This is a genomic window from Pseudarthrobacter sp. O4 (genome assembly GCF_050157025.1).
Taxonomy (GTDB): Bacteria; Actinomycetota; Actinomycetes; order Actinomycetales; family Micrococcaceae; genus Arthrobacter.
Genome location: NZ_CP189591.1, coordinates 3,725,577 through 3,749,470, shown reverse-complemented (window position 1 = coordinate 3,749,470; position 23,894 = coordinate 3,725,577). Strand labels below are relative to the sequence as shown.

23 protein-coding genes are annotated in these 23,894 nt (G+C 66.6%); 4 read left to right on the top strand and 19 right to left on the bottom strand.

From position 1 onward, the window contains the following. Window positions 1–53 precede the first annotated feature (53 nt). The 19 genes from ACQCSU_RS17445 to ACQCSU_RS17355 all read right to left on the bottom strand — a co-directional run bounded on the left by ACQCSU_RS17445 (window position 54) and on the right by ACQCSU_RS17355 (window position 19,959). A complete protein-coding gene (locus ACQCSU_RS17445; RefSeq protein ID WP_426976508.1) occupies window positions 54–1,007 on the bottom strand; it encodes an exopolyphosphatase in 954 nt (317 codons plus the stop codon). Next, the gene (locus tag ACQCSU_RS17440) at window positions 1,004–1,726 is read right to left on the bottom strand and encodes a DUF501 domain-containing protein (protein ID WP_426979829.1); all 723 of its coding nucleotides are present in this window, start codon (window positions 1,724–1,726) and stop codon (window positions 1,004–1,006) included. The genes ACQCSU_RS17445 and ACQCSU_RS17440 overlap by 4 nt, the downstream gene beginning before the upstream one ends. A gap of 94 nt (window positions 1,727–1,820) precedes the next feature. Next, the gene (locus ACQCSU_RS17435) at window positions 1,821–2,573 is read right to left on the bottom strand and encodes an FtsB family cell division protein (protein ID WP_426976507.1); all 753 of its coding nucleotides are present in this window, start codon (window positions 2,571–2,573) and stop codon (window positions 1,821–1,823) included. Between the two features lie 174 nt (window positions 2,574–2,747). Continuing rightward, window positions 2,748–4,028: a phosphopyruvate hydratase gene (eno, locus tag ACQCSU_RS17430; RefSeq protein ID WP_426976506.1), complete on the bottom strand. Its 1,281-nt coding sequence runs from the start codon at window positions 4,026–4,028 to the stop codon at window positions 2,748–2,750. Between the two features lie 148 nt (window positions 4,029–4,176). After that, window positions 4,177–4,782, bottom strand: coding sequence for a MazG nucleotide pyrophosphohydrolase domain-containing protein (locus tag ACQCSU_RS17425; RefSeq protein ID WP_426979828.1), 606 nt, complete (start codon window positions 4,780–4,782; stop codon window positions 4,177–4,179). A 64-nt stretch (window positions 4,783–4,846) separates the two neighbouring features. Next, complete coding sequence (locus ACQCSU_RS17420; protein WP_426976505.1) at window positions 4,847–6,013, bottom strand: adenosine deaminase; 1,167 nt, start codon at window positions 6,011–6,013, stop codon at window positions 4,847–4,849. 32 nt (window positions 6,014–6,045) lie between these two features. After that, on the bottom strand, window positions 6,046–6,768 hold the full coding sequence (locus ACQCSU_RS17415; protein WP_426976504.1) for a DedA family protein: 723 nt from the start codon (window positions 6,766–6,768) through the stop codon (window positions 6,046–6,048). Between the two features lie 125 nt (window positions 6,769–6,893). Continuing rightward, window positions 6,894–7,529, bottom strand: coding sequence for a DedA family protein (locus ACQCSU_RS17410; protein ID WP_426976503.1), 636 nt, complete (start codon window positions 7,527–7,529; stop codon window positions 6,894–6,896). 137 nt (window positions 7,530–7,666) lie between these two features. Beyond that, complete coding sequence (locus tag ACQCSU_RS17405) at window positions 7,667–8,989, bottom strand: thymidine phosphorylase (RefSeq protein WP_426976502.1); 1,323 nt, start codon at window positions 8,987–8,989, stop codon at window positions 7,667–7,669. Beyond that, window positions 8,986–9,390 (bottom strand): cytidine deaminase, encoded by a 405-nt coding sequence (locus ACQCSU_RS17400; RefSeq protein ID WP_426976501.1) that lies wholly within the window; start codon window positions 9,388–9,390, stop codon window positions 8,986–8,988. Before ACQCSU_RS17400 ends, ACQCSU_RS17405 begins: the two co-directional genes overlap by 4 nt. A 5-nt stretch (window positions 9,391–9,395) precedes the next feature. Then, entirely contained in the window at window positions 9,396–10,766 is a 1,371-nt protein-coding gene (locus ACQCSU_RS17395) for an ABC transporter permease (RefSeq protein WP_426976500.1), read from the bottom strand. After that, entirely contained in the window at window positions 10,763–12,190 is a 1,428-nt protein-coding gene (locus tag ACQCSU_RS17390) for an ABC transporter permease (RefSeq protein ID WP_426976499.1), read from the bottom strand. The genes ACQCSU_RS17395 and ACQCSU_RS17390 overlap by 4 nt, the downstream gene beginning before the upstream one ends. Beyond that, on the bottom strand, window positions 12,183–13,802 hold the full coding sequence (locus tag ACQCSU_RS17385; RefSeq protein WP_426976498.1) for an ABC transporter ATP-binding protein: 1,620 nt from the start codon (window positions 13,800–13,802) through the stop codon (window positions 12,183–12,185). Before ACQCSU_RS17385 ends, ACQCSU_RS17390 begins: the two co-directional genes overlap by 8 nt. A gap of 168 nt (window positions 13,803–13,970) precedes the next feature. Further along, on the bottom strand, window positions 13,971–15,080 hold the full coding sequence (locus tag ACQCSU_RS17380; protein ID WP_426976497.1) for a BMP family lipoprotein: 1,110 nt from the start codon (window positions 15,078–15,080) through the stop codon (window positions 13,971–13,973). A 307-nt stretch (window positions 15,081–15,387) separates the two neighbouring features. Continuing rightward, on the bottom strand, window positions 15,388–16,437 hold the full coding sequence (locus tag ACQCSU_RS17375) for an NADP-dependent oxidoreductase (protein ID WP_426976496.1): 1,050 nt from the start codon (window positions 16,435–16,437) through the stop codon (window positions 15,388–15,390). After that, entirely contained in the window at window positions 16,434–16,865 is a 432-nt protein-coding gene (locus tag ACQCSU_RS17370) for an organic hydroperoxide resistance protein (protein ID WP_426976495.1), read from the bottom strand. The genes ACQCSU_RS17375 and ACQCSU_RS17370 overlap by 4 nt, the downstream gene beginning before the upstream one ends. Window positions 16,866–16,893: 28 nt before the next feature. Continuing rightward, window positions 16,894–17,343 (bottom strand): MarR family winged helix-turn-helix transcriptional regulator, encoded by a 450-nt coding sequence (locus tag ACQCSU_RS17365; protein WP_426976494.1) that lies wholly within the window; start codon window positions 17,341–17,343, stop codon window positions 16,894–16,896. Window positions 17,344–17,514: 171 nt separating this feature from the next. Continuing rightward, window positions 17,515–18,714, bottom strand: a complete 1,200-nt coding sequence (locus tag ACQCSU_RS17360) for an amidohydrolase (RefSeq protein ID WP_426976493.1) — start codon at window positions 18,712–18,714, stop codon at window positions 17,515–17,517. Window positions 18,715–18,813: 99 nt separating this feature from the next. Next, entirely contained in the window at window positions 18,814–19,959 is a 1,146-nt protein-coding gene (locus tag ACQCSU_RS17355; protein WP_426976492.1) for a mannose-1-phosphate guanylyltransferase, read from the bottom strand. Window positions 19,960–20,297: 338 nt separating this feature from the next. Here ACQCSU_RS17355 and sdhC point away from each other — a divergent pair, with 338 nt between their 5' ends. From sdhC to ACQCSU_RS17335, 4 genes are all read left to right on the top strand, one after another. Beyond that, window positions 20,298–20,633, top strand: coding sequence for a succinate dehydrogenase, cytochrome b556 subunit (gene sdhC / locus ACQCSU_RS17350; protein WP_426979827.1), 336 nt, complete (start codon window positions 20,298–20,300; stop codon window positions 20,631–20,633). Window positions 20,634–20,636: 3 nt separating this feature from the next. Beyond that, complete coding sequence (locus tag ACQCSU_RS17345) at window positions 20,637–21,149, top strand: succinate dehydrogenase hydrophobic membrane anchor subunit (protein WP_426976491.1); 513 nt, start codon at window positions 20,637–20,639, stop codon at window positions 21,147–21,149. A gap of 126 nt (window positions 21,150–21,275) precedes the next feature. Next, window positions 21,276–23,084 carry a succinate dehydrogenase flavoprotein subunit gene (sdhA, locus tag ACQCSU_RS17340; protein WP_426976490.1) on the top strand — a complete coding sequence of 603 codons (1,809 nt, stop codon included), beginning with the start codon at window positions 21,276–21,278 and terminating at the stop codon, window positions 23,082–23,084. A gap of 1 nt (window position 23,085) precedes the next feature. Next, window positions 23,086–23,868, top strand: a complete 783-nt coding sequence (locus tag ACQCSU_RS17335; protein ID WP_426976489.1) for a succinate dehydrogenase iron-sulfur subunit — start codon at window positions 23,086–23,088, stop codon at window positions 23,866–23,868. Window positions 23,869–23,894 lie beyond the last annotated feature (26 nt).

Genomic DNA, 23,894 nt, shown 5'->3' with positions numbered 1-23,894 from the left:
CGGTCCGGCCGGTACGTAGATCCGGTTGACGGCGGATCCGGCTGATGCCCGGGCTAGCTGATACTGAGGGCAATGCCGTCAAGGATATCGTGTTCGCTGGAGACGGCCGTGGTGATCCTTCCCCCTGTGACTTCCGCCAGGCGTTCCAGGACGCGGCGCCAAACCAGTCCGCCTGCGCCGATCACGTCCGCACGGCCGGGGTGCATGTACGGCAGGGCGGCACGCTCCGCCCGCGTCATTTCAAACAGTTCGGTACACGCCCGACGGACGGCAGCCAGGGGGAGCTCGGTGCCGTGGATTGCCTCCGGGGAGTACTCGGGAAGGTGCAGGGCATGGGCTGTGATGGTGGTGACGGATCCCGCCACCCCGACGACGGCGGTGGCGCGGTCCAGCGGCACGGTCCGTGCAGCCTCGCTGATGGCGGCGTCGACGTCGGCTTCCGCCGCGGCGATCTGCTCCGCCGTCGGCGGGTCGCTGCGGAGGTGGCGCTCCGTCATCCGGACGCAGCCTACGTCGACGCTCCTGGCGGCGATGACGCCGTCGGCGTTTCCCAGCACGAACTCCGTGCTGCCGCCGCCGAGATCGACAACAAGCACCGGGTCCTGTCCCCGGGAGGGCAGCACGCTGCTGGCACCGGCGAAGGACAGGGCTGCTTCCTCGTCGCCCGTGATCACTTCGGGTTCGACGCCAAGGAGCTCGCGGATCCCGTCGATGAAGGCCTGCCGGTTCCCGGCGTCCCGGGTGGCCGAGGTCGCGACGAAACGTATTCTCCCGGCACCGTGGCGGCGGATCAGTTCGGCGTACTCCCGGGTGGCGGCGAAGGTGCGGTCCAGGGCTTCCGGGGCGAATTCGCCGGTGGCGTCCACTCCCTGGCCCAGCCGGACGACACGCATTTCACGCACGACGTCCGTGAGCCGCGGCACGGCACTGCCGGCCCCAGTGTGGACGTCTGCGATGAGCAGTCGGATGGAGTTCGTGCCGCAGTCGACGGCGGCGACGCGGGTCACTGGCCGGCCTCCGGCGACGCGGCGCTGCCGGCGTTCTCCGCGCGGGCGCTGCGGACGGGGGCCGGCCGGCCCACGATCTCGGGAAGGCCCTGCGGTCCGTGCCGGCTGAGGTCCTGCGAGGGGACCTCGCCGCCGGTGTCCCAGGCGCCGGCGCAGTAGCAGCGGTCCTTGGTCCACCATTCGGCGATGGCGGCAATGGCTTCGTCGCCGAGCGGATTCACGCCGGGTCCGGCGGCAAGGGAATGGCCCACCAGGACGTGCAGGCATTTGACGCGGGTGGGCATACCGCCGGCGGAGATGCCGTCGATCTCGGGCACCGCTCCGATGCCGGACCGGGCGCCGATCTCCGCCCGGGAGGCCAGGTAGGCCTGGTGGGCTGCACGGTAGCCGGCGGCCAGCGTCTCATCGCCGCCCAGCCGCTCGTTCATCTCGTTCATCAGCCCGGCCGCCTCAAGCCGGGAGACTGCGGAAGTGATGACCGGGTGCGTCAGATAAAAAGTGGTGGGGAACGGCGTGCCGTTGCTCAGCCGGGGTGAGGTGGCCGCGACGAGCGGGTTGCCGCAGACGCACCGGGCCGGGATTTCGACGACGTCACGGACGGGGCGTCCCAACTGCCGGCTCAGTACGTCAAGGTCGTGCGGTGAGGGCTGGCGGGATTCCTGTGGCGCGGCTGACGTGCTGGCTGCATCGGGGTTTCCTGCCGCCGCGGCCCCTGCCATGAGGCTCTCGTCCACTCGGTTCTCGTCCACTGGCGCGGCACCTTTCCTGCCCTGTCTGGCTTATCGGTCGGATAAGCCGGCGGCGGGCGCCGCTTTAGTCTGTTGCCGAACGCCGGATGGACTCCCAGAGAGTGTCCACCCACGGCAGCTTGGCCGGGTCTTGTGTTGATGCTGCTCCGGCTGTGCCACCGGGCTCTCCGGCAGGAAGATCACTGCCGAATACCCAGTAGCCCGTCTCTCCGGGCATAACCATGTTAATCCGGTCGCGGGCCTGCTGCTTAACGTAGTTCGGATCCTGCCACCGGGAGACCTGGCGTTTGAGGTCGTTCTGCTGCGACTGCTTCGCGGAGATATCGCCCTGAAGTGCGGCGATTTCGGCGCGTTTCTCGAAGAAGATCTTGACGGTGGGCGCCAGCATGATGGTGATGGCAATCATGACCACGAACAGGGCCAGCATGCGTCCGGAGAAGGCTCTGGCGGGGACGGGCGTCTCCTCCGGCCCCGCTGCGGGCTGCTTGGTGCCGCCGCCGTCCTTGGTCCCGCGGGTCCTGGCAGTGCTCGTCCTGGCGTCGCCGGACTGCGCATCGCTGGACTTCGCATCGCTGGACTTGGTGGTGCTCTTCTTGGCCGGGGTGGTCCGCGCGTGCGGTGTGGCTGTGCCGGATGTAGCTCTGCCGGCGTCGTGCCGGGGCGCGTCGTGCCGGGAACCGGGAGCCGTGCCGGCAGCGTCGCCCGGGGCCGCACGGCCGCCGAAATCAGCGAGGATGACGTCGCCGCCGTCGCCCGTGTCCGTAGACTTCGGGGCCGACGGCGTGGCCCGGGGTACCTTAGGGCGGCGGGTAGCCATGTCACTCCTGTAATGCCCGGTCCTTGCTGGGCTGGCATGCTGGACTCATACTGACAACCGTGACCGGGACCGGCGGCACCAACCCGGCACCAACTCAGGCGCCAACCCGGTGCCAAAAGAACCGGCGGCCATGGTTTTTCAACCATAGCCACCGGTTACCGGATTTTGTCGCTACTAGCCTTTGAAACGCGGGAAGGCGCTGCGGCCGGCGTAGCGTGCGGCGTCGTCGAGTTCTTCTTCGATGCGCAGCAGCTGGTTGTACTTGGCGACGCGCTCGGAGCGGGCCGGGGCACCGGTCTTGATCTGGCCCGCGTTGGTGGCAACGGCGATGTCAGCAATGGTGGTGTCCTCGGTCTCGCCGGAGCGGTGCGAGGTGATGGTCGTGTAGCCCGCGCGCTGGGCGAGGGACACGGCGTCGAGGGTTTCGGTCAGCGAACCGATCTGGTTGACCTTGACCAGCAGCGAGTTGGCGGTGCGTGAGTCGATGCCGGTCTGCAGACGTTCGGGGTTGGTCACGAAGAGGTCGTCGCCGACGATCTGGACCTTGTCGCCGATGGCGTCGGTGAGGGCCTTCCAGCCGTCCCAGTCGTTCTCGTCCAGCGGGTCCTCGATGGAAACCAGCGGGTAGTCGGCAACGAGTTCGGCGTAGTACGCGCTCATCTCGGCGGAGCTGAGGGCCTTGCCTTCGAACTGGTAGGCGCCGTCGGTGAAGAACTCCGAGGAGGCGACGTCCAGGGCCAGGGCGATGTCCTTGCCCGGCGTGTAGCCGGCGTTCTTGATGGCTTCCTGGATGAGGTCCAGGGCGGCACGGTTGGACGGCAGGTTCGGCGCGAAGCCGCCCTCGTCGCCGAGGCCCGTGGAGAGGCCCTTTTCCTGCAGCACGGCCTTGAGTGCGTGGTAGACCTCGACGCCCCAGCGCAGGCCTTCGGAGAAGGTTTCGGCGCCGAGCGGAACAACCATGAATTCCTGGATGTCGACGTCGGAATCGGCGTGCGAGCCGCCGTTGAGGATGTTCATCAGCGGGACCGGCAGGACATGGGCGTTCGGGCCGCCCAGGTACTTGTACAGCGGCAGGTCGGCGGAGGCGGCTGCCGCGTTGGCGACGGCCAGGGACACGCCCAGGATGGCGTTCGCGCCGAGCTTGCTCTTGTTGGCGGTGCCGTCCAGATCGATCATGGCCTGGTCGATGCTGCGCTGGTCGGTGGCGTCGAAGCCGATCAGGGCCGGGGCGATCTGGTCGATGACGGCGTCGACGGCCTTCTGGACGCCCTTGCCGAGGTAACGGCCCTTGTCGCCGTCGCGGAGCTCGACGGCCTCGTGCTCGCCGGTGGAGGCTCCGGAGGGAACTGCTGCGCGGCCGATCTGGCCGTCGGACAGCAGAACTTCAACTTCTACGGTCGGGTTGCCGCGGGAATCGAGGATCTCGCGGGCGTGGATGGCATCGATAAGCGCCATGGATAGGCTCCTTTGGGTGAAGCGGTCTGCTGGGAATCTGACTGCTGGGACTCTAGCTGGGAATCAAGCTGAAACCGACGTCCTCGTCCGCCTAAGCCTAGTCGAGAGTGGTACAGGTTACGGAAACCTATCCGGCCCCCGGACGTCATCATGGCGATGCCGCGGACGCCTGGCCGTCCTGGAAGCGGCGCGCGGCCCCGCGGAGGGCACGTTCGGCGTCGAGCCCGTTGCGGCGGGCGGCCGCGACGATGCCTAACAGGAGCTCACCGAGCTCCGCCTCCGTGGCCGGGGCGTCGACGGCGGTTTCGCTCACGCCCGCCGGGATTCCGGCCCGTTCGGCGCGGTCCAGCAGCTTCTGCGCCCGCGCTAACGCCGGAAGGGCGGCGGGGACGCCGTCGAAGGGTCCGGAGTGTGGGACCCCGGAGTGCAGGACCTGTTCCGAGCGTTTGACGGCATCCCACGTCGCAACGATTTCCTCCACCGTCGCCGGGAACGAGTCCTGCAGGGAGCCGTCCGGGCGGAAGACGTGCGGGTTGCGGCGGATCATCTTGGCGCTGAGGCCGCGGGCGACGTCGTCAAGGTCGAAGGCATTGTGCTCCTCGGCCAGGCGGGCGTGCAGGACCACTTGGAGCAGGACGTCGCCCAGTTCGGCCTTCAGCTCGGCGTCGCCGCCGCCCGTCTCGATGGTCTCCGCCACCTCGTAAGCCTCCTCGAGGAGGTACTCCACGAGGGATTCGTGGGTGAGGGCGCCCATCCAGGGGCAGTGGGCGCGCAGCTCGGCAATGACACCGACCAGCGCGTCCATCGCGTTGGAGTCGTTAGCCAAGGTCGGAGTAGGCCTCGTTGATGTATTCGACGAGGGCTTCCTTCTCCTCAAGCGGGAGGAAGGCCGCCTCGGCTGCGTTGAGCGTCAGCTCCAGCAGGTCATCGAGGTCGTAGTCGAAGGTCTCCACCAGCAGTTCGAACTCGTCCGTCAGCGTGACGCCGCTCATCAGCCGGTTGTCCGTGTTGATGGTGACGTTGAAGCCGAGCTGGTACAGCATGTCCAGCGGGTGGCTTTCGATTCCCTCACCGAAGCCGGCGATGGCGCCGGTCTGCAGGTTGGAGGAGGGGCAGATCTCCAGGGCGATGCCGCGGTCGCGGACCCAGCTGGCCAGCTCGCCGAGGGTCACGAGGCCGATGTTGTCGTTGACCTCATCACTGCTGTCGTTGAATTCGGCACCGTCTTCGTCCTCCTCGAACTCAACGGTGACATCTTCGGCGATCCGGACGCCGTGGCCCAGGCGCAGGGCGCGGCCGTCGACGAGGGCCGACTGGATGCTTTCCAGGCCGGCAGCCTCGCCGGCGTGGACGGTGGCCGGGAAGTTGTGCTGGGCCAGGTAGGTGAAGGCGTCCTTGAAGCGGGAGGGCAGGAAGCCGTCCTCGGCACCGGCGATGTCGAAGCCGACGGCGCCGTTGTTGCGGTGGCGGACGGCCAGTTCGGCGATCTCCTGGCCGCGGTCGGCGTGGCGCATGGCCGTGATCAGCTGGCCGACCTGGATATCGCGGCCGGTCTCGGCCACGGCGTCCACGCCGGCTTCGAGGCCTGCCTGCACGGCCTCGACCACTTCATCCAGGCTCAGGCCCTTCTGCAGGTGCTGTTCGGGTGCCCAGCGCACTTCGCCGTACACGACGCCGTCGTCGGCCAGGTCCTCGACGAACTCCTTGGCGACGCGGAACAGACCTTCCTTGGTCTGCATGGCGGCGATGGTGTGGTCGAAGGTCTCGAGGTAGCGGACCAGCGAGCCGGAGTCGGCTGATTCGCGGAACCACTCCCCCAGCGCGACAGGGTCGGTCGAAGGCAGCGTATGGCCCACGGCCTCTGCAAGCTCAATGATGGTGGCCGGACGCAGCCCGCCATCCAGGTGGTCGTGAAGGGAAACCTTGGGAAGGCCCTTCAGGTCGAAGTCGAGGTCAGGGGCAGCGTCAGGAATAGTCTCAGTCACGTTCCAACCTTAGGGTCGGAGGGCGCCGGACGCTACTTTCTGCCGGCCTCGGCATCCCCGGAGGCGATCATCGGTGAAGGGACGGAGGCGGCGGCCGGTTCGTGCGTGGGCCCGCCGTCGAGCCACTCGTCCACGACCTCGGCGTCGTGGCGCCCGAGCCGCTTGTGCCACCAGCGCAGGACGTGATCGATCAGCACACCCAGCACGATCGCAAACACCACTGCGATGCCGGCGCTCAGCAACGGGTTGTCATGCAGCCAGGGGAAGGAGCTCGCCAGGACGCCGATGCCGATGGAATAGACCACCCAGGTGGCGCAGGCAGAGGCGTCCAGGAAGAAGAATCTCCGGTGCGGGAAGCCCGTGGTGCCCGCAACGTAGTTGACGGCGACGCGTCCCCACGGGATGTAACGGGCGGTGAAGATCAGGACTGCGCCGCGCTTCTCCAGTTCGTAGCGCGCCCAGCCGAAGGCTTTCTGGACTTTCGGCTTGCGCATCCAGCGGAACCGCTCGAGGCCGATCTTCCGGCCCAGCAGGTACGCCATGTTGTCACCCGCGATGGCGCCGACCAGGGCTGTCAGGCCCAGGATCCAGAGATTGGGCTGACCGCCGCGCACGGAGAACGCCGCGAGGGCAACAATCAGGGTCTCACTCGGGACCACCATCGCGAAGCCGTCCACAAAGAAGAAGACCAGGAGGAGGGGGTATATCCACCACTGGCCAGCTGCGTGGAGCACGACCTCATTAATGAACTCCACGCGGGCATGGCTCCTAGACGAAAATGTGGCACAACATCTGCCAGCGGAAAGTGACGTAAATCGCTCCTAAGTGTCCCATGGCGATGGCACGCTTCGCTACGGTTTCGCGGAGGTTCACTGCCGGCCTAGCCCTCCGCCGGCGGCGGCGTCCGGTCCGCGTCTGCCGGGACCTTTCCGCGCAGCCGGCTGATGCCAAGGTCCACAACGATTCCGAGGCCGATCGCGCAGATGACGGCGACGATGACGCCGAGCAGGTGGTTGTGTTCGAACCACTGCCCGAAGAACAGTCCGATCGCGACGGAATACCCGGCCCAGAGCAGCGCCGAGAGGACTGTCAGCCCCACAAACCGGGGCCGCGGGTAGTGCGTGACGCCGGCGGCCAAGTTCACGGCTACCCGGCCGATGGGAACAAACCGCGCCACGAGGATCAGCGACGCCGGGCGCTTGTGCAGTTCCGTGCCGGCCCAGGAGAAGGCCTTCTGCATACGCGGGCCCCGCATCCACGCCCAGCGGCGGGTGCCTGTGCGCCGGCCGATCAGGTAGGCGGTATTGTCGCCGAGGAAGGCGCCCGCCGCTGCGGTGGCTATCAGGAAGAGCGGATTGGGTACGTCTGCCGTGGCCGCGACGGCGGCCAGCCCGACCACCACGGATTCGCTCGGGATGGGCGGGAAAAAGCCGTCAATCACGCAGCAGGCGAACACGACGAAGAGGACCCAGGGTTGGCCTGCGGCTGCCAGGATGAAATCGTTGATTGCCTGCACGGTTTCCTATCACACGGCCGGGCCTGGGAGTACTGCTGTGGTGCCAGTGTACTGGTTGCCCTATCAGATGCGGCGGCTAAACGGCGGGTTTGGCGACCATAGGTGATAGGGCAACCGGGGGGCCGGCGGCAGGGTCCTCAGGCGATGCGGTCGATGATCAGCCGCTGTGCCGGGCGGGAACCCTCCGGGGCAATCATCACGGCGTGCTCGAGTGCCTCCCTGGCCCGCTCGAACTTCTCCGGGGTGTCGGTCAGCAGGGTCATGAGCGGCTCGCCGGCCTTGACCGTGGCGCCGGGCTTGGCGTGCATCCGCACCCCGGCGCCGGCCTGGACCTGGTCCTCCTTGCGGGCGCGGCCGGCCCCAAGGCGCCAGGCCGCGACACCGACGGCCATGGCGTCGAGTTCCACCAGCACGCCGTCGGCCGGGGCGTAGATGACTTCTGATTCCTTCGCGACCGGCAGCTTGGCCCGGGGGTCCCCGCCCTGCGCCTCGATCATCCGGTTCCAGACGTCCATGGCCCGGCCGTCCCGCAGCGCCGCCCGGGGGTCGGCGTCGCGGACCCCGGCGCAGGCCAGCATCTCCTCGGCGAGCCGGACGGTGAGTTCGACGACGTCTTCCGGGCCCCCGCCGGCGAGCACTTCGACGGACTCCTCGACCTCGATCGCGTTGCCCGCGGTGAGGCCCAGGGGCGTGTGCATGTTGGTCAGCAGTGCCACCGTGTTCACACCGGCGTCCTTGCCCAGGGCCACCATGGTCTCGGCCAGTTCGCGGGCCCGGGCCTCGTCCTTCATGAAGGCACCGCTGCCCACTTTGACGTCGAGCACCAGCGAGCCGGTGCCTTCGGCGATCTTTTTGCTCATGATCGAGGAGGCGATCAGCGGAATGGCCTCGACCGTTCCGGTGACGTCCCGCAGCGCATAGAGCTTCTTGTCGGCCGGGGCCAGCCCGGCGCCCGCGGCACAGATGACGGCGCCCACGTCCTGGAGCTGGGCCAGCATTTCCTTGTTGCTTAGCGCCGCGCGCCAGCCCGGGATCGATTCGAGCTTGTCCAGCGTGCCGCCGGTGTGGCCCAGGCCGCGGCCGGAGAGCTGCGGCACAGCCACGCCGAAGACCGCCACGAGGGGGGCCAGCGGGAGGGTGATCTTGTCCCCCACGCCGCCGGTGGAGTGTTTGTCACTCGTGGGCAACACGGAGCCGTCGGACCGGCGCAGGCTGGAGAAGTCCATCCGCTCACCGGAGGCGATCATCGCGGCAGTCCAGCGGGAGATCTCGGCCCGGTCCATGCCGTTGAGCAGGATGGCCATGTTCAGGGCGGCCATCTGCTCGTCGGCGATCGCGCCGCGGGTGTAGGCGTCGATCGTCCAGTCGATCTGGGCGGGGCTGAGTACGCCCTTGTCCCGCTTGATGCGGATGATGTCGACGGCGTCGAACGCTTCGGTCTTGTTGGGGGTTTGTGTCACCGGGGTTCCTCCAGGTGTTGGGGGCCAAAGGCATCGGGAAGGACCTGGTCCATGTTCTTGATTCCCTGCGTGGTCATGAGCTCCATGCCGGGAGCCCGGAATTCGTAGAGCAGCTGCCGGCAGCGTCCGCACGGCATCAGGACGTTGCCGCCGGCGTCGACACAGTAGAAGGCGCGCAGCAGCCCGCCGCCGGTCATGTGCAGATTGCCCACGAGGGCGCACTCGGCGCACAGGGTGAGTCCGTAGCTCGCGTTCTCGACGTTGCAGCCGCTGACGATCCGGCCGTCCGCGGTGAGGGCTGCCGCCCCCACCGCGAACTTCGAATACGGCGCGTACGCGTTCTTCATGGCGGCGACCGCCGCGGCCTCGAGGACCGCCCAGTCGACGTCGTTGCTCCCCACGCCCGTCAGCCCTTGACGTACGGTATGCCGCTCGCGGCCGGCGGGCGGGAGCGGCCCACGAGTCCGGCCACGGCCAGCACCGTCACCAGGTACGGCAGCATCGCCATGAACTGGCTCGGCACGGGCGTTCCGATGATCGTCACGATGCTCTGCAGGTTGTCGGCGAAGCCGAACAGCAGCGCGGCGAAGAAGGCGCCGATCGGGTTCCAGCGCCCGAAGATGAGTGCGGCCAGGGCAATGAACCCGCGGCCGCCGGAGATCTCCTTGGTGAAACTGTCGATTGCCACCAGCGTGAAGAAGGACCCGCCGATGCCTGCGATGGCGCCGCCGAGCGTGACGTTCCAGAACCGGGTCGCATTGACCTTGATCCCCATGGTGTCCGCCGCCTGCGGGTGCTCGCCGACGGCACGGACCCGCAGGCCCCACTTGGTCTTGAACAACCCGACCCACACCACGATGACCGCGATGTACATCAGGTAGCCGATCAGGGACTGCTTGAAAAGGATCGGACCGATCAGCGGGATGTCCGCAAGCAGCGGAATCGGGATGGGGTCCAGGTGGGCCGGCGAGTTGAACTTCGTCTTGTCCGCCTGCATGACGGTGCTGAACAGGAAGCCGGTCAGACCGGAGACCAGGACGTTGAGTACGACGCCGACGATGATCTGGTTGACGAGGTACTTGATGCTGAACAAGGCCAGGACCATGGAAACCAGGGCTCCGGCCATCGCGGCCGCCAGCAGGCCGATAAACGCATTGTGCGTCAGGGTCGCAACGATCGCTGCGGTGAACGCACCGCCCAGGAGCTGGCCTTCGATCGCGATGTTCACGACGCCGACGCGCTCGCAAAGCACACCCGAAAGGGACCCGAAAACGAGGGGCACGGCCAGTGTCACCGATCCCGCGATGAGCCCGGCGAGGGAAATGCTGGTCGAGCGCGCGCCGCCGACAACCCAGATCAGGAAGGCCGCGACAAACAGCACGATGAACACAACCGTCAACCAGCCGGGCGTGATCCGGTTCTTGGTCTTGAGGAAGACGGCATAGCCGGCGAGGGCCAGCATCAACACGGAGAGGACGATCCCGCCGAAGAAGGCCGGAACTTCGATCGCCGGCAGCTGAAAGAAGTCGCTGCCGGTGGAAATCCCGAACTTCGCGCTCTGGTGGGGACCGAGCAGGCCAAAGAAGACGAACGCCACGACTGCCAGGACCAGCAGGGTCACCGGCAGCTTCCAGGTCACGGGCTTGGCGGTGACCGCGGGTGTTTGTTCCTTGACCGGCGGGGTTCCCGGCCGCGGTTTTCCCGATTGCGGCTTTCCCGATTGGGGCTTTCCCGATTGGGGCTTTCCCGGAACGGGCGATGTTGCTGTTGTGCTCATGCTGCACCTCCGGTGGTTGCTGCCTTCTGGGATTTGCCGGCGGACGCGGCCTTCTTCTGACGCGGGTTCAGCCCGAAGACCGCACGCACCAGCGGCGGGGCGGCGATGAACAGCACGATCAGCGACTGGACCACCAGGACAATGTCGATCGGGGTGCCGGTCTGGATCTGCATCTGGACCGCACCAGCGCGGAAGGCGCCGAAGAGCAGGCCGGCGGCGAAGGTGCCCCACGGCGTCGAGCGTCCCAGCAGCGCCACCGTGATGGCGTCAAAGCCGTAGGTGGCGGCGACGCCGTCGGTGAGCACTTTTTCGGTACCCGCGACCTGCGCGACGCCGGACATGCCGGCGAGGGCGCCGGCGATCGCCATCACGAGGATGGTGGCCCGCGGCACGTTGATGCCTGCCGTCAGGGCTGCCTTCGGGTTGGCGCCCACAGCACGGAACTCAAAGCCGATCGTGGAGCGGTTCAGGATCCACCAGACCAGGAACGTGGCAGCGATGGCGAGGACGAAACCCAGGTGCAGCCGGTACTGGCTGCCGAAGATCTGCGGGTACACCGCGCTGGGATCCAGGATGGGCGAGATCGGGTTGCTCTCCCCCGGGCGCTGGAAGGCCGGAGTGTTGAGCAGGTACCGCAGGAAGTACAGCGCGATGTAGTTGAACATGATCGTCAGGATCACTTCATGGGCGCCGGTGCGTGCCTTGAGGAAACCGACGAGGCCGCCCCAGACGGCGCCGCCGACGATGCCGGCCAGCAGGACCAGCAGCAGGTGCAGTCCCAGCGGGAGGTGCAGGGCGAAGCCCACCCAGGACGCGAGGATGCCGGCCATGATGATCTGGCCCTGCGCACCGATGTTGAACAGGCCTGCACGGAAGGCCAGAGCCACGCCCAGACCGGCGGTGATCAGCGGGGTGGAAATGGTGAGGGTTTCCATCAGCGGGGCGAACTGGCCGGCCACGCCGGTGCCCCGGGGGTTGAACACCGAGCCCTGGAAGAGGGCGATGTAGGAGCGCGTGGCGGCGTTCCAGACGGCGGACAGGAAGTCAGCGGGCCGGGCAAACAGGTAACCGGCCGTCGTGGTGACAGCCTTGTCGGTGCTCGCGATCAGCAGCCCGCCGAGGATCAGTGCCAGCAGCACCGCCAGGACGGACACCAGGCCGCCGCCGGTGAAGATCCTTCGCAGCACGGAGTCGGGACCGCCGGGGATCGTGCCGCTCTGCGCGGAGACCGGCACGGCCGACGGCGCCAGCGCGCCGCCCGCGGTGTCGAGCGAGATGGCCGCCGCGGCAGCCGCCGCCGGCGTTTCGCGCGCTGTGGCGGGCGCCTCCGGAGCTTCGTCCGGAGCCTGGGTCTCCGGAGCTTCGTCCGGGCCCTTGTCCGGGCCCTGCTCGGCCGGGTGTCGTGGCGGGTTCTGTTCAGTCATGGTGCTCTCCTACGGCGCCGGAGCCGGGCTCCTGCGCGGGGTGGGCGGCGGGCGCCGGGATCGATGCCGGGGTTGTTGCGTGCTGCTTACTGACGGTGTCGGCGTGGGCGTCGGCCGGGGACAGCCCGGCCATCATCAGTCCGAGGACGTCGCGTCCGGTGCCGGCCGGGACAATGCCCACCAGCTTGCCCTTGTAGAGCACTGCGATCCTGTCGGCGAGCTCAATCACCTCGTCCAGTTCGGTGGAGACGATCATCACGGGGGTGCCGTGGTCCCGCTCGGCCACGATGCGCTTGTGCAGGAACTCGATGGATCCCACGTCCACGCCGCGGGTGGGCTGGGAGGCGATGAAGAGGCGCAGCGGCCGGGAAAGCTCCCGCGCCATGACGACTTTCTGCTGGTTGCCGCCGGACAAGGTGCCGGCGGCGAGAGAGCCGGACGGGGTGCGCACATCGAATTCTTCGATCCGGGTCCTGGCGTTCTCCAGGACTTTGGCCGGGCTCATGCTGATGCCCTTGGCGAACGGTTCCTGGTCGTACCGGTCAAGGATCAGGTTCTCGGCGATGGAGAAGGTCCCGATCAGGCCGTCGACCGAGCGGTCTTCCGGTACGAAGCCGACGCCGGCCCCGAGGACTTCCTTGACGCTGCGTCCCACGAGCTCTTCGCCGTCGAGCAGGATGGAGCCGTGCACGCGGTCCTGCAGGCCCAGGATGGCCTCCGTCAGTTCCGTCTGGCCGTTCCCCTGGACGCCGGCGACGGCGACGATCTCGCCCCGGGCGATGTCGAAGCTGATGCCGTCCACCACGTGCTGGCCGCTGGCCGCAATGACGGTGAGGTCCGTGATCTGAAAGGTCTTTTCCTTTGGCTGGGCCGGAGCCTTGTCGAGGGTCAGGTTGACGGCCCGGCCCACCATCATGGAGGCGAGTTCCGTCGTCGAGGCGTCGGGATTGGCGGTGCCGACCACCTTGCCCCGCCGGATCACCGTGATGGTGTCCGAGACTTCCTTGACCTCGCGGAGCTTGTGCGAGATGAAGACGATGGACGTTCCATGGCTCTTGAGCTGCCGCATGATGTCCAGCAGCTCATCGGTGTCCTGCGGCGTCAGCACGGCGGTGGGCTCGTCCAGGATGAGGACTTTGGCGTCGCGGACCAGTGCCTTGATGATTTCCACCCGCTGCTGCACGCCGACCGGGAGGTCTTCGATCAGGGCGTCCGGGTCGACGTCGAAGCCGTACCGGTCGGAAATCTCCTGGATCTTGCGCCGGGTGTCATCCAGATTCAGGAAACCGCCGGCCTTGGTGGTTTCAGCACCGAGGGCGACGTTCTCGGCCACTGTGAAGACCGGGACCAGCATGAAGTGCTGGTGCACCATGCCGATGCCCGCAGCCATGGCGTCCCCCGGGCCGCGGAAGGTGACGGGTTTGCCATCAACGAGGATCTGACCCTCGGTGGGCTCGTACAGCCCGTATAGGACGTTCATCAGCGTGGACTTGCCAGCGCCGTTCTCGCCGAGCAGACAGTGAATCTGCCCGGGTTCAACAACCACATCGATGTGATCGTTGGCTACCAGGGAGCCGAAGCGTTTGGTGATCCCCTTGAGTTCAAGTTTCAAAACTCTGACCAATCTCGAGGTGCCCGGAAGACGTGGCCCGGACGCGTAATGGGGCTGCAGCACCAGCCTAGTGCTTGCGGCCGGAGGCGGAGCGGGGTCCGCTCAACGAAAAGCGCCACGGCCCGTGCGGTGAATGACCGGACGGGCCGTGGCGCTCGGAGGAGGAGGCTAGGCCTTCGGGCTTGCTGCGGATTCAACCTTCAGCTTGCCGTCGGCGATGTCCTTCTTGATTTGGTCCAGCTCGGTCTTCAGCTCGGCCGGAACCGCGGAATCCAGGTCGTGGAACGGAGCCAGCCGCACGCCGTCGTTTGCGAGGGTGCCAATGTACGGCGTGCCGGTGAACTTGCCGTCCTTGTCTTCCTTCACAACGGTCTCGACGGCTTCGCCCATCTGCTTCATGACGGAGGAGAGCATGATGTCCTTGTAATCCGGTGCCGTGAGGAAGCCGTCGGAGTCAACCCAGATGAGCTTGACGTCCTTGCCTGCCGCCTTGGCTTCCTTCAGGGCCGCGCCCGCACCCTTGCCGACCGGTCCGGCGACGGGCATGACGATGTCCGCGCCCTGGTCCAGGAAGTTCTGGGTGAACTGCTTGCCCTTGTCCTGCTTTTCGAAGTCGCCGGTGAAGGAGCCGTCCTGCTTCGCCTTGTCCCAGCCAAGAACCTTGACGTCCTTGCCCTTCTGCTCGTTGTAGTACTTCACGCCGTCGGCGTAGCCGTCCATGAAGATGGTGACGGTGGGGATCTTGATGCCGCCGAAGGTGGCGACCGTTCCCGTCTTGGTGGTGCCTGCCGCGAGGTAGCCGGCCAGGAAGGCGGCCTGGGCCGTGTCGTAGATGATCGGCTTGACGTTGGAGATCGGGGTGTCGTAGCCGAAGTCGATGATCGCGAAGTGCTTGTCCGGGTTCGCCGTGGCCTGGGCCTTCGTGGCGTCGCCCAGAAGGAAGCCGACAGTGATGGTCAGGTTGCAGCCGGCCGTGACCATGGCGCGCAGGTTCGGCTCGAAGTCGTTGTTGGTCTTGGACTCGACCTGGTTGACCTTGATGCCGAGGTCCTTCTCGGTCTTTTTCAGGCCTTCCCAGGAGGACTGGTTGAACGACTGGTCGTCGAATCCACCCGAGTCGGACACGATGCAACCCGTGTAGTTGCCGGCGGTGTTGGTGGCGCTGCTGCCTGCCTCCGGGGCAGCCCCGCAACCCGTGAGCAGGAGAGCAGCCGCACCCGCGGTGGCGACTCCGGCCATTGAACCGCGCTTGAAGGTTGCACGTAGTGAGTTCTTCAATTTTCCTCCAGGAAGAAAGAGTAGGCGCTACGACAGGAGTTCAATGAGTGTCTGTTGGCGGTATTGCCGCTGCAACGCTGTTTTCAATGAGAAGTTCGCAGCACTGCGCCGAGGCGCACTGATGCAAGCTACTTTAGTGTCCTGCAACACGTCCGGATAACACAGTTCACGGCATTTCCCTAGATTGTTGAGAACTTGTTACCAAGCGGTAGTCGAGGATGCGCGAGCGGACACTTGAGGCCCCGAAATCGTGGATTCCGGGGCCTCAAGTGTCCGCTCGCGCAGGCTGACTAACTTTACTTTCGTGTTAGATCCGGACGAGCATCTTGCCGGTGTTGGCGCCGTCGAGCAGGTCCATGAAGGCCTGCGGCGCGTTCTCCAGCCCGTCCACGACTGTCTCGTCGTAGCGGACCGTGCCGTCCGCGAGCCAGTCCGCCATCTGCTGGGCGAATTCCGCCGAGTGCTGCCGCTGCCCGCCGACGAGGAAGCCGCGCAGGGTCAGCTGCTTGCCGATGGCGACGGCCAGGTTGCGCGGGGCGGCCGGGGCCTCGGTGGCGTTGTACTGCGAGATGGCGCCGCACAGGGCCACCCGTCCGCCCACGTTGAGGACCGAGAGCGCCGCCTCGAGGTGGTCTCCGCCGACGTTGTCGAAGTAGACGTCGATTCCTTTTTCTCCGGCGGCTTCCTGCAGCAGGTCCCGGACCGGGCCGTCGTGGTAGTTGAAGGCGGCGTCGAAGCCGAGCTCCAGCAGCCGTGCCACCTTCTCGGGGCTGCCGGCACTGCCGATCACGCGGGAGGCGCCCTTGGCTTTGGCGATCTGGCCCACCAGCGAGCCCACGGCGCCGGCGGCACCGGAGACGAACACCGCGTCGCCGGGCTTGAAGTCGGCTACCTTCAGCAGGCCTGCATAGGCGGTGAGTCCCGTCATGCCGAGGGCTCCGAGGAAGGCGGAGGCCGGGGCAAGGTCCGTGCGCGCCAGGGTGGTGGCCTTGGCGTCCACGACGGCGTACTCGCGCCAGCCGAGCTGGTGCACGACGGCGTCCCCCACCGTTCGCCCCTCGGCCCGGGACGCGATCACCTCACCGACGGCACCGCCGTCGAGCGCCGCGTCCAGGGCGAACGGAGCGGAATAGGACTTGACGTCGTTCATCCGGCCGCGCATGTACGGGTCCACCGAGATGTAGAGATTGCGGACCAGCACCTGGCCGTCCTGCAGTTCCGGCAGCGGCGCTTCCGCGAGGCGGAAGTTTTCCGGCACCGGGCGGCCGTGCGGCCGGGACGCCAGCTGGACTTCCCGAGTGGTGGTGGGGAGCGGGCCGGTGGGGACGGCGGTGGTTTCTGCCGTGTTGGCGCTCATGCGGCGACCTCCAGAATCTTGATGTCGACGTTGATATTGCCGCGGGTGGCGTTGGAGTACGGGCAGATCTTGTGCGCCTTTGCCACGAGGGCCTCGGCGGTCCGCCAGTCCACTGCGGGCAAAGCGATCTCCAGTTCTGCGGCGAGCCCGTAGCCGGCGCCGTCGGCGAGGGCACCGAAGTGGATCTTGGCGGCGACGGCGGAGTCCGTTAGGTCCGCCCGTTCCTTGCGCCCCACGAGCCGCAGTGCCGAGTGGAAGCACGCCGCGTAGCCGGCGGCGAACAGCTGCTCGGGGTTGGTACCTTCGCCGGTGCCGCCGAGTTCCACCGGGCTGGCCAGGGTCACATCGAGTCTGCCGTCCTGGCTCCGGGCGTTGCCGTCCCGGCCAACACCTGTGGCGAGTGCTTCTGCCGTGTAGAGAGTCTTCAAGTGGTTCCGTTCTGTTGGGGGTATGTGCTCAGCGGGAGGAATGCAGCGCGGCGGTCAGCCGGCCGAGGGTGTCCCGAAGCTGGTCAAGTTCTGCGGGCGACAGCCCGGCGGCGACCGCGAGCCGTTGCGGAATGCCGGTGGCTTCAGCGCTCAGGGCGGCACCGGCGTCGGTCAGGAATACTTCCACCCGGCGCTCATCTTCCGCGGATCGGCGCCGTTCCACGAGGCCCAGGGCTTCGAGCCGCTTGAGCAGCGGTGAGAGCGTGCCCGAGTCGAGCCCGAGCTCCTCCCCCAGCTCCCGGACGCTGCGGGGCTGCTCCTCCCAGAGCACCAGCATCACGAGGTACTGGGGGTAGGTCAGGCCCAGCCCCTCGAGCATCGGCCGGTAGACCGCGGTGGCGGCACGCGACGCCGAGTACATCGCGAAGCAAACCTGCCTGTTGAGGCGGGGGGCGTTGACGCTCGGCTCGTTGGTCATGCCACCACCGTAGTCCACAATTGCATTGTGCACAACCTAATCAGCGCATCGCCGGACGCCCACCCCATGCGCGAACGTACACTTCAGGCCCCGAAATCGCAGAAATCGGGGCCTGAAGTGTACGTTCGCGCCTGGGTTTGGGTGTGGCCGGGCCTTGGAGGTCGCGGAGGGCTAGAGGTCGCGGATGGTGCGCAGCGCCGCGGCCGTGAGGACCTGGATGCCGAGGCCGAGCGCGCGTTCGTCCAGGATGTAGTCGCCGCGGTGGAGGTCGTATTCTTCGCCGCCGGGGGTCTTGGTGCCCAGGCGCATCATGGCGCCGGGGGTTTCCGCGAGGAACCAGGCGAAGTCCTCGCCACCCATCGACTGCGGCGTCAGGACCACGGCACCCTCGCCGATTTCGGCGCGGGCTGCGGCCTCGATCAGGGCTGTCTCGTGTTCGGAGTTCACCACGGGAGGCACACCGCGGGTGTGTTCAAGGTGCACGTCGACGCCGTACGGTGCCGCGATCTGCTGCACGACCTCGTCGAGGATTACACCGGCGCTGTGCCAGGCGTCGCGGTCCAGGCAGCGCATGGTGCCCGCCATGTAGCCGCTGGCAGGGATCGCGTTGGGGGCGGAGCCGGCGGAGATGTGGCCCCAGACCACGGAGACGCCGCTGCGGACGTCAACGCGGCGGGAGAGCACGGCCGGAACGTTGACCGCGATCTGAGCCAGGGCGAAGATGAGCTCTTCGGTCAGGTGCGGGCGTGAGGTGTGTCCCCCGCGGCCGGTCAGTTCGATCTTGATGGTGTCCGAGGCGGAGGTGATGGCGCCGATCCGGGTGCCGATCTTGCCCACTTCGATCCGGGGGTCACAGTGCAGGGCCAGGATCCGGGGAACACCCGCCAGGACGCCCTGTTCGATGCAGCTCTGGGCGCCGCCGGGCATCGTTTCCTCGGCCGGCTGGAAGATGATCCGCACGGAACCGCGCAGCGGCGACTCCTCGTGCATCCGCTGCAGGACCAGGGCCGCGCCGAGCATGGTGGTGGTGTGGACGTCATGTCCGCACGCGTGGGTGACGCCGTGGTTCTTCGAGGCGAACTCGAGCCCGGTTTCCTCGATGATCGGCAGGGCGTCGATGTCGCCGCGGAGGGCGGTGGCGATGGGGCCCTCACCGATGTCCACCGTCAGGCCGGTGCCCTCGAGGCGGCGGGGCGTGAGGCCTGCGTCCTGGAGTCGCTTGACGAGTTTGTCTGTGGTGCGGAACTCCTTGAAGGACAGCTCCGGGTGCGCATGCAGGTCACGGCGGAAAGCGATCAGCTCCGGCAGGAGGGGCTCCAGCCACGGCCCCACCAGTGTGGTGGGCTCAGCTTCAGTAGTGTAATTGCGCACGGAATAACTCTAGCGAGCGCACAAAGAATAGCGGCATCGGGTACGGCGCGTTACAGATGAATGAACGTTCGCCGCCGGCAGGCAAGGCCCGGCTGGCGGCTACAGGACGTCCGTGTCGCCGCTGGCCTTGAGGGCGTCGACGGCCTGCTTCACGCGCTGGGAGTGTTCCTTGTGCATCACGAGCAAGGCGTCAGGGGTATCCACCACGACGACGTCCTTGATCCCGATCAGCGCGATCACGCGCTTGGTATCAGAGACCACCACGCCGCTCGCGTCCTCCGTGAAGACGCGGGCACCCTCACCGATCACGGTGACGTCCTTGACTTCCTTTGCGCTGTTGAGCCGGCCCACCGAGGCAAAGTCCCCGACGTCGTCCCAGCGGAAGGTTCCGGGCACGACGGCGACGTCGCCGGCGGCAGCGGCCGGTTCGGCCACGGCGTAGTCAATGGCGATCTTGGGCAGGGTGGGCCAGACGCGGGCCTTGACCTCCTCGCGCTGCGGGGTGTCCCAGGCCTTGGCGATTTCCTGAACCCCGGCGAAAAGCTCGGGCTGGTTGGCCTCGAGGTGCTTGAGCATCAGCGAGACGGGAGCCACGAACATACCGGCGTTCCAGACATACTCGCCACTGTCGAGATACTCCTGGGCGACCTCTTCGCTGGGCTTCTCCACGAACTCGACGACGGCCTGGGCACTGGGGGCGCCGTCCACGCCGAGGTTCTTCCCGGCCCGGATGTAGCCGAAGCCGGTGGAGGGGTGCGTGGGCTTGATGCCGATCGTGACGATCTTGCCGGCCGCGGCTGCGTGGATGGCCTCCCTGACGGCCTCATGAAACAGCTCGTCGGGGCTGATCACCTGGTCCGCCGCAAAAGACCCCATGATGGTGTCCGGATCACGCTCGTGCAGGATCGCTGCGGCCAAACCGATGGCGGCGCCGGAGTCTTTGGGTTCGCTCTCCAGCACAAGGTCCGCGTCGTCAATCTCGGGGAGCTGGCGACAGACAGCGTCACGATGGGCCATCCCGGTCACCACGAGCATGTGCTTGCCGGCGAGCGGCTCCAGCCGGTCGTAGGTGGATCTCAGCAGTGTGCTGCCCGAGCCCGTGAGGTCGTGAAGGAATTTGGGGGCTGCTGCCCGCGACAGAGGCCAGAGGCGGGTCCCCACACCGCCTGCCGGAATCACCGCAATGAATCGGCTCAGGGCCGAACCCTGTGGTGAGTCCTGGCTTGTCACTTTGTCTGTAGTCATCACGGCTACTTTAGCCGAATCCGGCCCGGCCGCCCCTGATCAGGGGCCAGGACACGGCACCTGCCGCTCCTGCGGGGCACTCCCGCGACCGCTCCGCCCAGCGCGGGCAATGTGGCGTTAGTCTCAAAACGGTTCGAAAACCGCGCCGGGGCCCGTCACCAACGGGTGGCTGAATTGAATAAGCTGTGGGCGAAGCCTAGATTTAGGCTTGAGTTTATGAGTGCTCTCGCAGCAGGCGTTCCCCCCGCGTGGATCCCATGCCAGCGCCGCTGTGTTGCAGGGAGGTTTATTCAGTGCCGACAAAACCAGCTGGCACCTTGTACCGCGGCCGTGAAGGCATGTGGTCCTGGGTTGGACACCGCATTACCGGTGTAGTGATCTTTTTCTTCTTGTTGGTCCATGTGCTGGACACCTCACTGGTGCGTGTGTCCCCGGAGGCCTACACCGCCGTGATCGGAACCTACAAGAACCCCCTGATGGCCCTGGGTGAAACGGGCCTTGTCGCTGCGATTGTGTTCCACGCCTTCAACGGCCTGCGGATCATCGCCGTCGACTTCTGGAAGAAGGGCGCAAAGTACCAGCGCCAGATGCTGTGGACGGTACTGGCCCTCTGGGTCGTCGTCATGGTGGGCTTCTCCATCCGCCACCTTTCCCTTGCCTTTGGAGGTCACTAAGCCATGAGTGCAACTGAGATTCAGACCCCACGAAGTGGACAAAACAGCAGTGGACAAAACAGGAGTGCAAAGGTCGGCAGCGGCCGCATTGCCCCGCAGTACCGCCGCAGCGGCTCTTCCAGGGGCAATTTCGAAATGCTCGCCTGGCTCTTCATGCGGCTTTCCGGCGTGGTCCTGGTGGTCCTGATCTTCGGCCACCTGACCGTCAACCTGCTGGTGGGCGAGGGCATCCACGCCATCGACTTCGGCTTCGTGGCCGGCAAGTGGGCCGACCCGTTCTGGCAGGTCTGGGACCTGGCCATGCTGTGGCTGGCCATGCTGCACGGCACCAACGGCGTCCGCACCATCATCAACGACTACGCGGAGAAGGACGCCACGCGTCTCTGGCTGAAGATCGTTCTCTACGCGGCCACCACCGTCATCATCGTCCTGGGCACCATGGTCATCTTCACCTTCGACCCGTGCCCCGTGGTCAACGGTGCCCAGCTGCCCGGCGGCTTCTGCCCCGCGCCGTAACGGCGCAGCCCAAGCGGCAACCGATCCTTGCCTGCCCGGTGCCGGCAAGGATTTCCACGAGACTTCACCGGGCAGGCTCCGCCGGCCGGTGTTTGATAGCGAATTTTGAGAGAAAGAGCGTCTGGTATGCAGGTCCATAAGTACGACGTCGTCATCGTCGGTGCCGGTGGCGCCGGGATGCGCGCGGCGATCGAATCAGGTCAGCGCGCGAAAACAGCAGTACTGACCAAGCTGTACCCCACCCGTTCCCACACCGGCGCGGCCCAGGGCGGCATGTGTGCGGCCCTGGCCAACGTCGAGGAAGACAACTGGGAGTGGCACACCTTCGACACCATCAAGGGCGGCGACTACCTGGTTGACCAGGACGCCGCCGAGGTCATGGCGAAGGAAGCGATCGACGCCGTCCTGGACCTGGAAAAGATGGGCCTGCCGTTCAACCGCACGCCCGAGGGCCGGATTGACCAGCGCCGTTTCGGCGGCCACACCCGCGACCACGGCAAGGCTCCGGTCCGCCGTGCCTGCTACGCCGCCGACCGCACCGGCCACATGATCCTGCAGACCCTGTACCAGAACTGCGTCAAGCACAACGTCGAGTTCTACAACGAGTACTACGTCCTTGACCTGCTGACCGTCGAGGAAGACGCTGTCCGCGAGGACGGCACGCCGTACAAGCAGAAGCGCGTCGCCGGCGTCGTCTCCTACGACCTCGCCTCCGGTGAGCTGCACGTCTTCCAGGCCAAGTCCGTGGTGTTCGCCTCCGGCGGCGCCGGCAAGGTCTTCAAGACCACCTCCAACGCCCACACTCTCACCGGTGACGGCATGGGCATCGCGTTCCGCCGCGGCATCCCCCTGGAGGACATGGAGTTCTTCCAGTTCCACCCGACAGGCCTCGCGGGCCTGGGCATCCTCCTCTCCGAGGCCGCCCGCGGCGAAGGAGCGATCCTGCGCAACTCCGAGGGTGAGCGCTTCATGGAGCGCTACGCCCCCACCATCAAGGACCTCGCCCCCCGCGACATCGTGGCCCGCTCCATGGCCAACGAAGTCCGTGAGGGACGCGGCTGCGGCCCGAACAAGGACTACGTCCTCCTGGACCTGACCCACCTTGAGCCGGCGCACATCGACGCCAAACTGCCGGACATCACCGAGTTCGCCCGCACCTACCTGGGCGTCGAGCCGTACACGGAGCCGGTTCCGGTCTTCCCGACGGCGCACTACGCCATGGGCGGCATCCCCACCAACATCACCGCCGAGGTGCTCCAGGACAACGACACGATCGTCCCGGGCCTCTACGCCGCCGGCGAGGTCGCCTGTGTCTCCGTGCACGGTTCCAACCGACTGGGCACGAACTCGCTGCTGGACATCAACGTCTTCGGCAAGCGCGCCGGCATCGCCGCCGCGGAGTACGCCAAGACCGCTGACTTCGTGGAGCTCCCCGCTGACCCGGAGGCCTACACGCTGAACCTGCTGGACCACGTCCGCACCTCGGACGGCACCGAGAAGGTCGCTGCAATCCGCAAGGAACTGCAGGACACGATGGATGCCAACATGCAGGTGTTCCGCACCGCCGACACGCTGAACCAGGTCCTGAGGGACATCGCCTCCTTCGAGGAGCGGTACCAGCGCATCAGCGTCCAGGACAAGGGCAAGCGCTTCAACCTGGACCTCCTCGAGGCCGTGGAGCTGGGCTTCCTGCTGGAGCTCGCCAAGGTCATGACCGTGGCGGCCCTGCACCGCGAGGAATCCCGCGGCGGACACTTCCGCGAGGACTTCCCCGAGCGCGACGACGAAAAATTCATGAAGCACTCGATGGCGTACAAGGATGAGCATGCTCCGGCGGATGGGGCTGCGGGAACCGCAGAAACAACAGCTGGGATCCGGCTTGCCACCAAACCGGTGGTCTTTACGCGTTACGAGCCGATGGTGAGGAAGTACTAAGATGACCGCTGAACTTGCTGAGCCGGCCTCCAAGATCGAACTGCCCGCCCATATCGGAGGCGGCGGGGAGATCCCTTCCTTCGACGTGACGCTGCGCGTGCGCCGCTACAACCCCGAGGTCTCCGACGAATCCACCTGGGATGACTTCAAGGTCACCATGTACGGCACCGACCGTGTCCTCGACGCCCTGCACAAGATCAAGTGGGAAATCGACGGCAGCGTCTCCTTCCGCCGTTCCTGTGCCCACGGCGTCTGCGGTTCCGATGCCATGCGCATCAACGGCCGCAACCGCCTCGCCTGCAAGACCCTGCTGAAGGACCTGGACACGTCCAAGCCCATCACGGTCGAGCCGATCAAGGGCCTGCCGGTGGAGAAGGACCTGATCGTGGACATGGAACCGTTCTTCCAGTCCTTCCGCGAGGTCATGCCCTTCCTGATCAACCGGGGCCACGAACCCACCAAGGAGCGCCTGCAGTCCGCCGAGGAACGCGAGCGGTTCGACGACACCACCAAGTGCATCCTCTGCGCCGCGTGCACCTCGTCCTGCCCGGTGTTCTGGACCGACGGACAGTACTTCGGCCCCGCGGCAATCGTGAACGCGCACCGCTTCATCTTCGATTCCCGTGATGATGCCGGCGACATGCGCCTCGAGATCCTCAACGACAAGGAAGGCGTGTGGCGCTGCCGCACCACCTTCAACTGCACCGAGGCATGCCCGCGCGGCATCCAGGTCACGCAGGCGATCGCCGAGGTCAAGCAGGCCATTCTGTCCCGCAAGATCTAGCAACCGGTCTCCGCAAGAACCAAAAG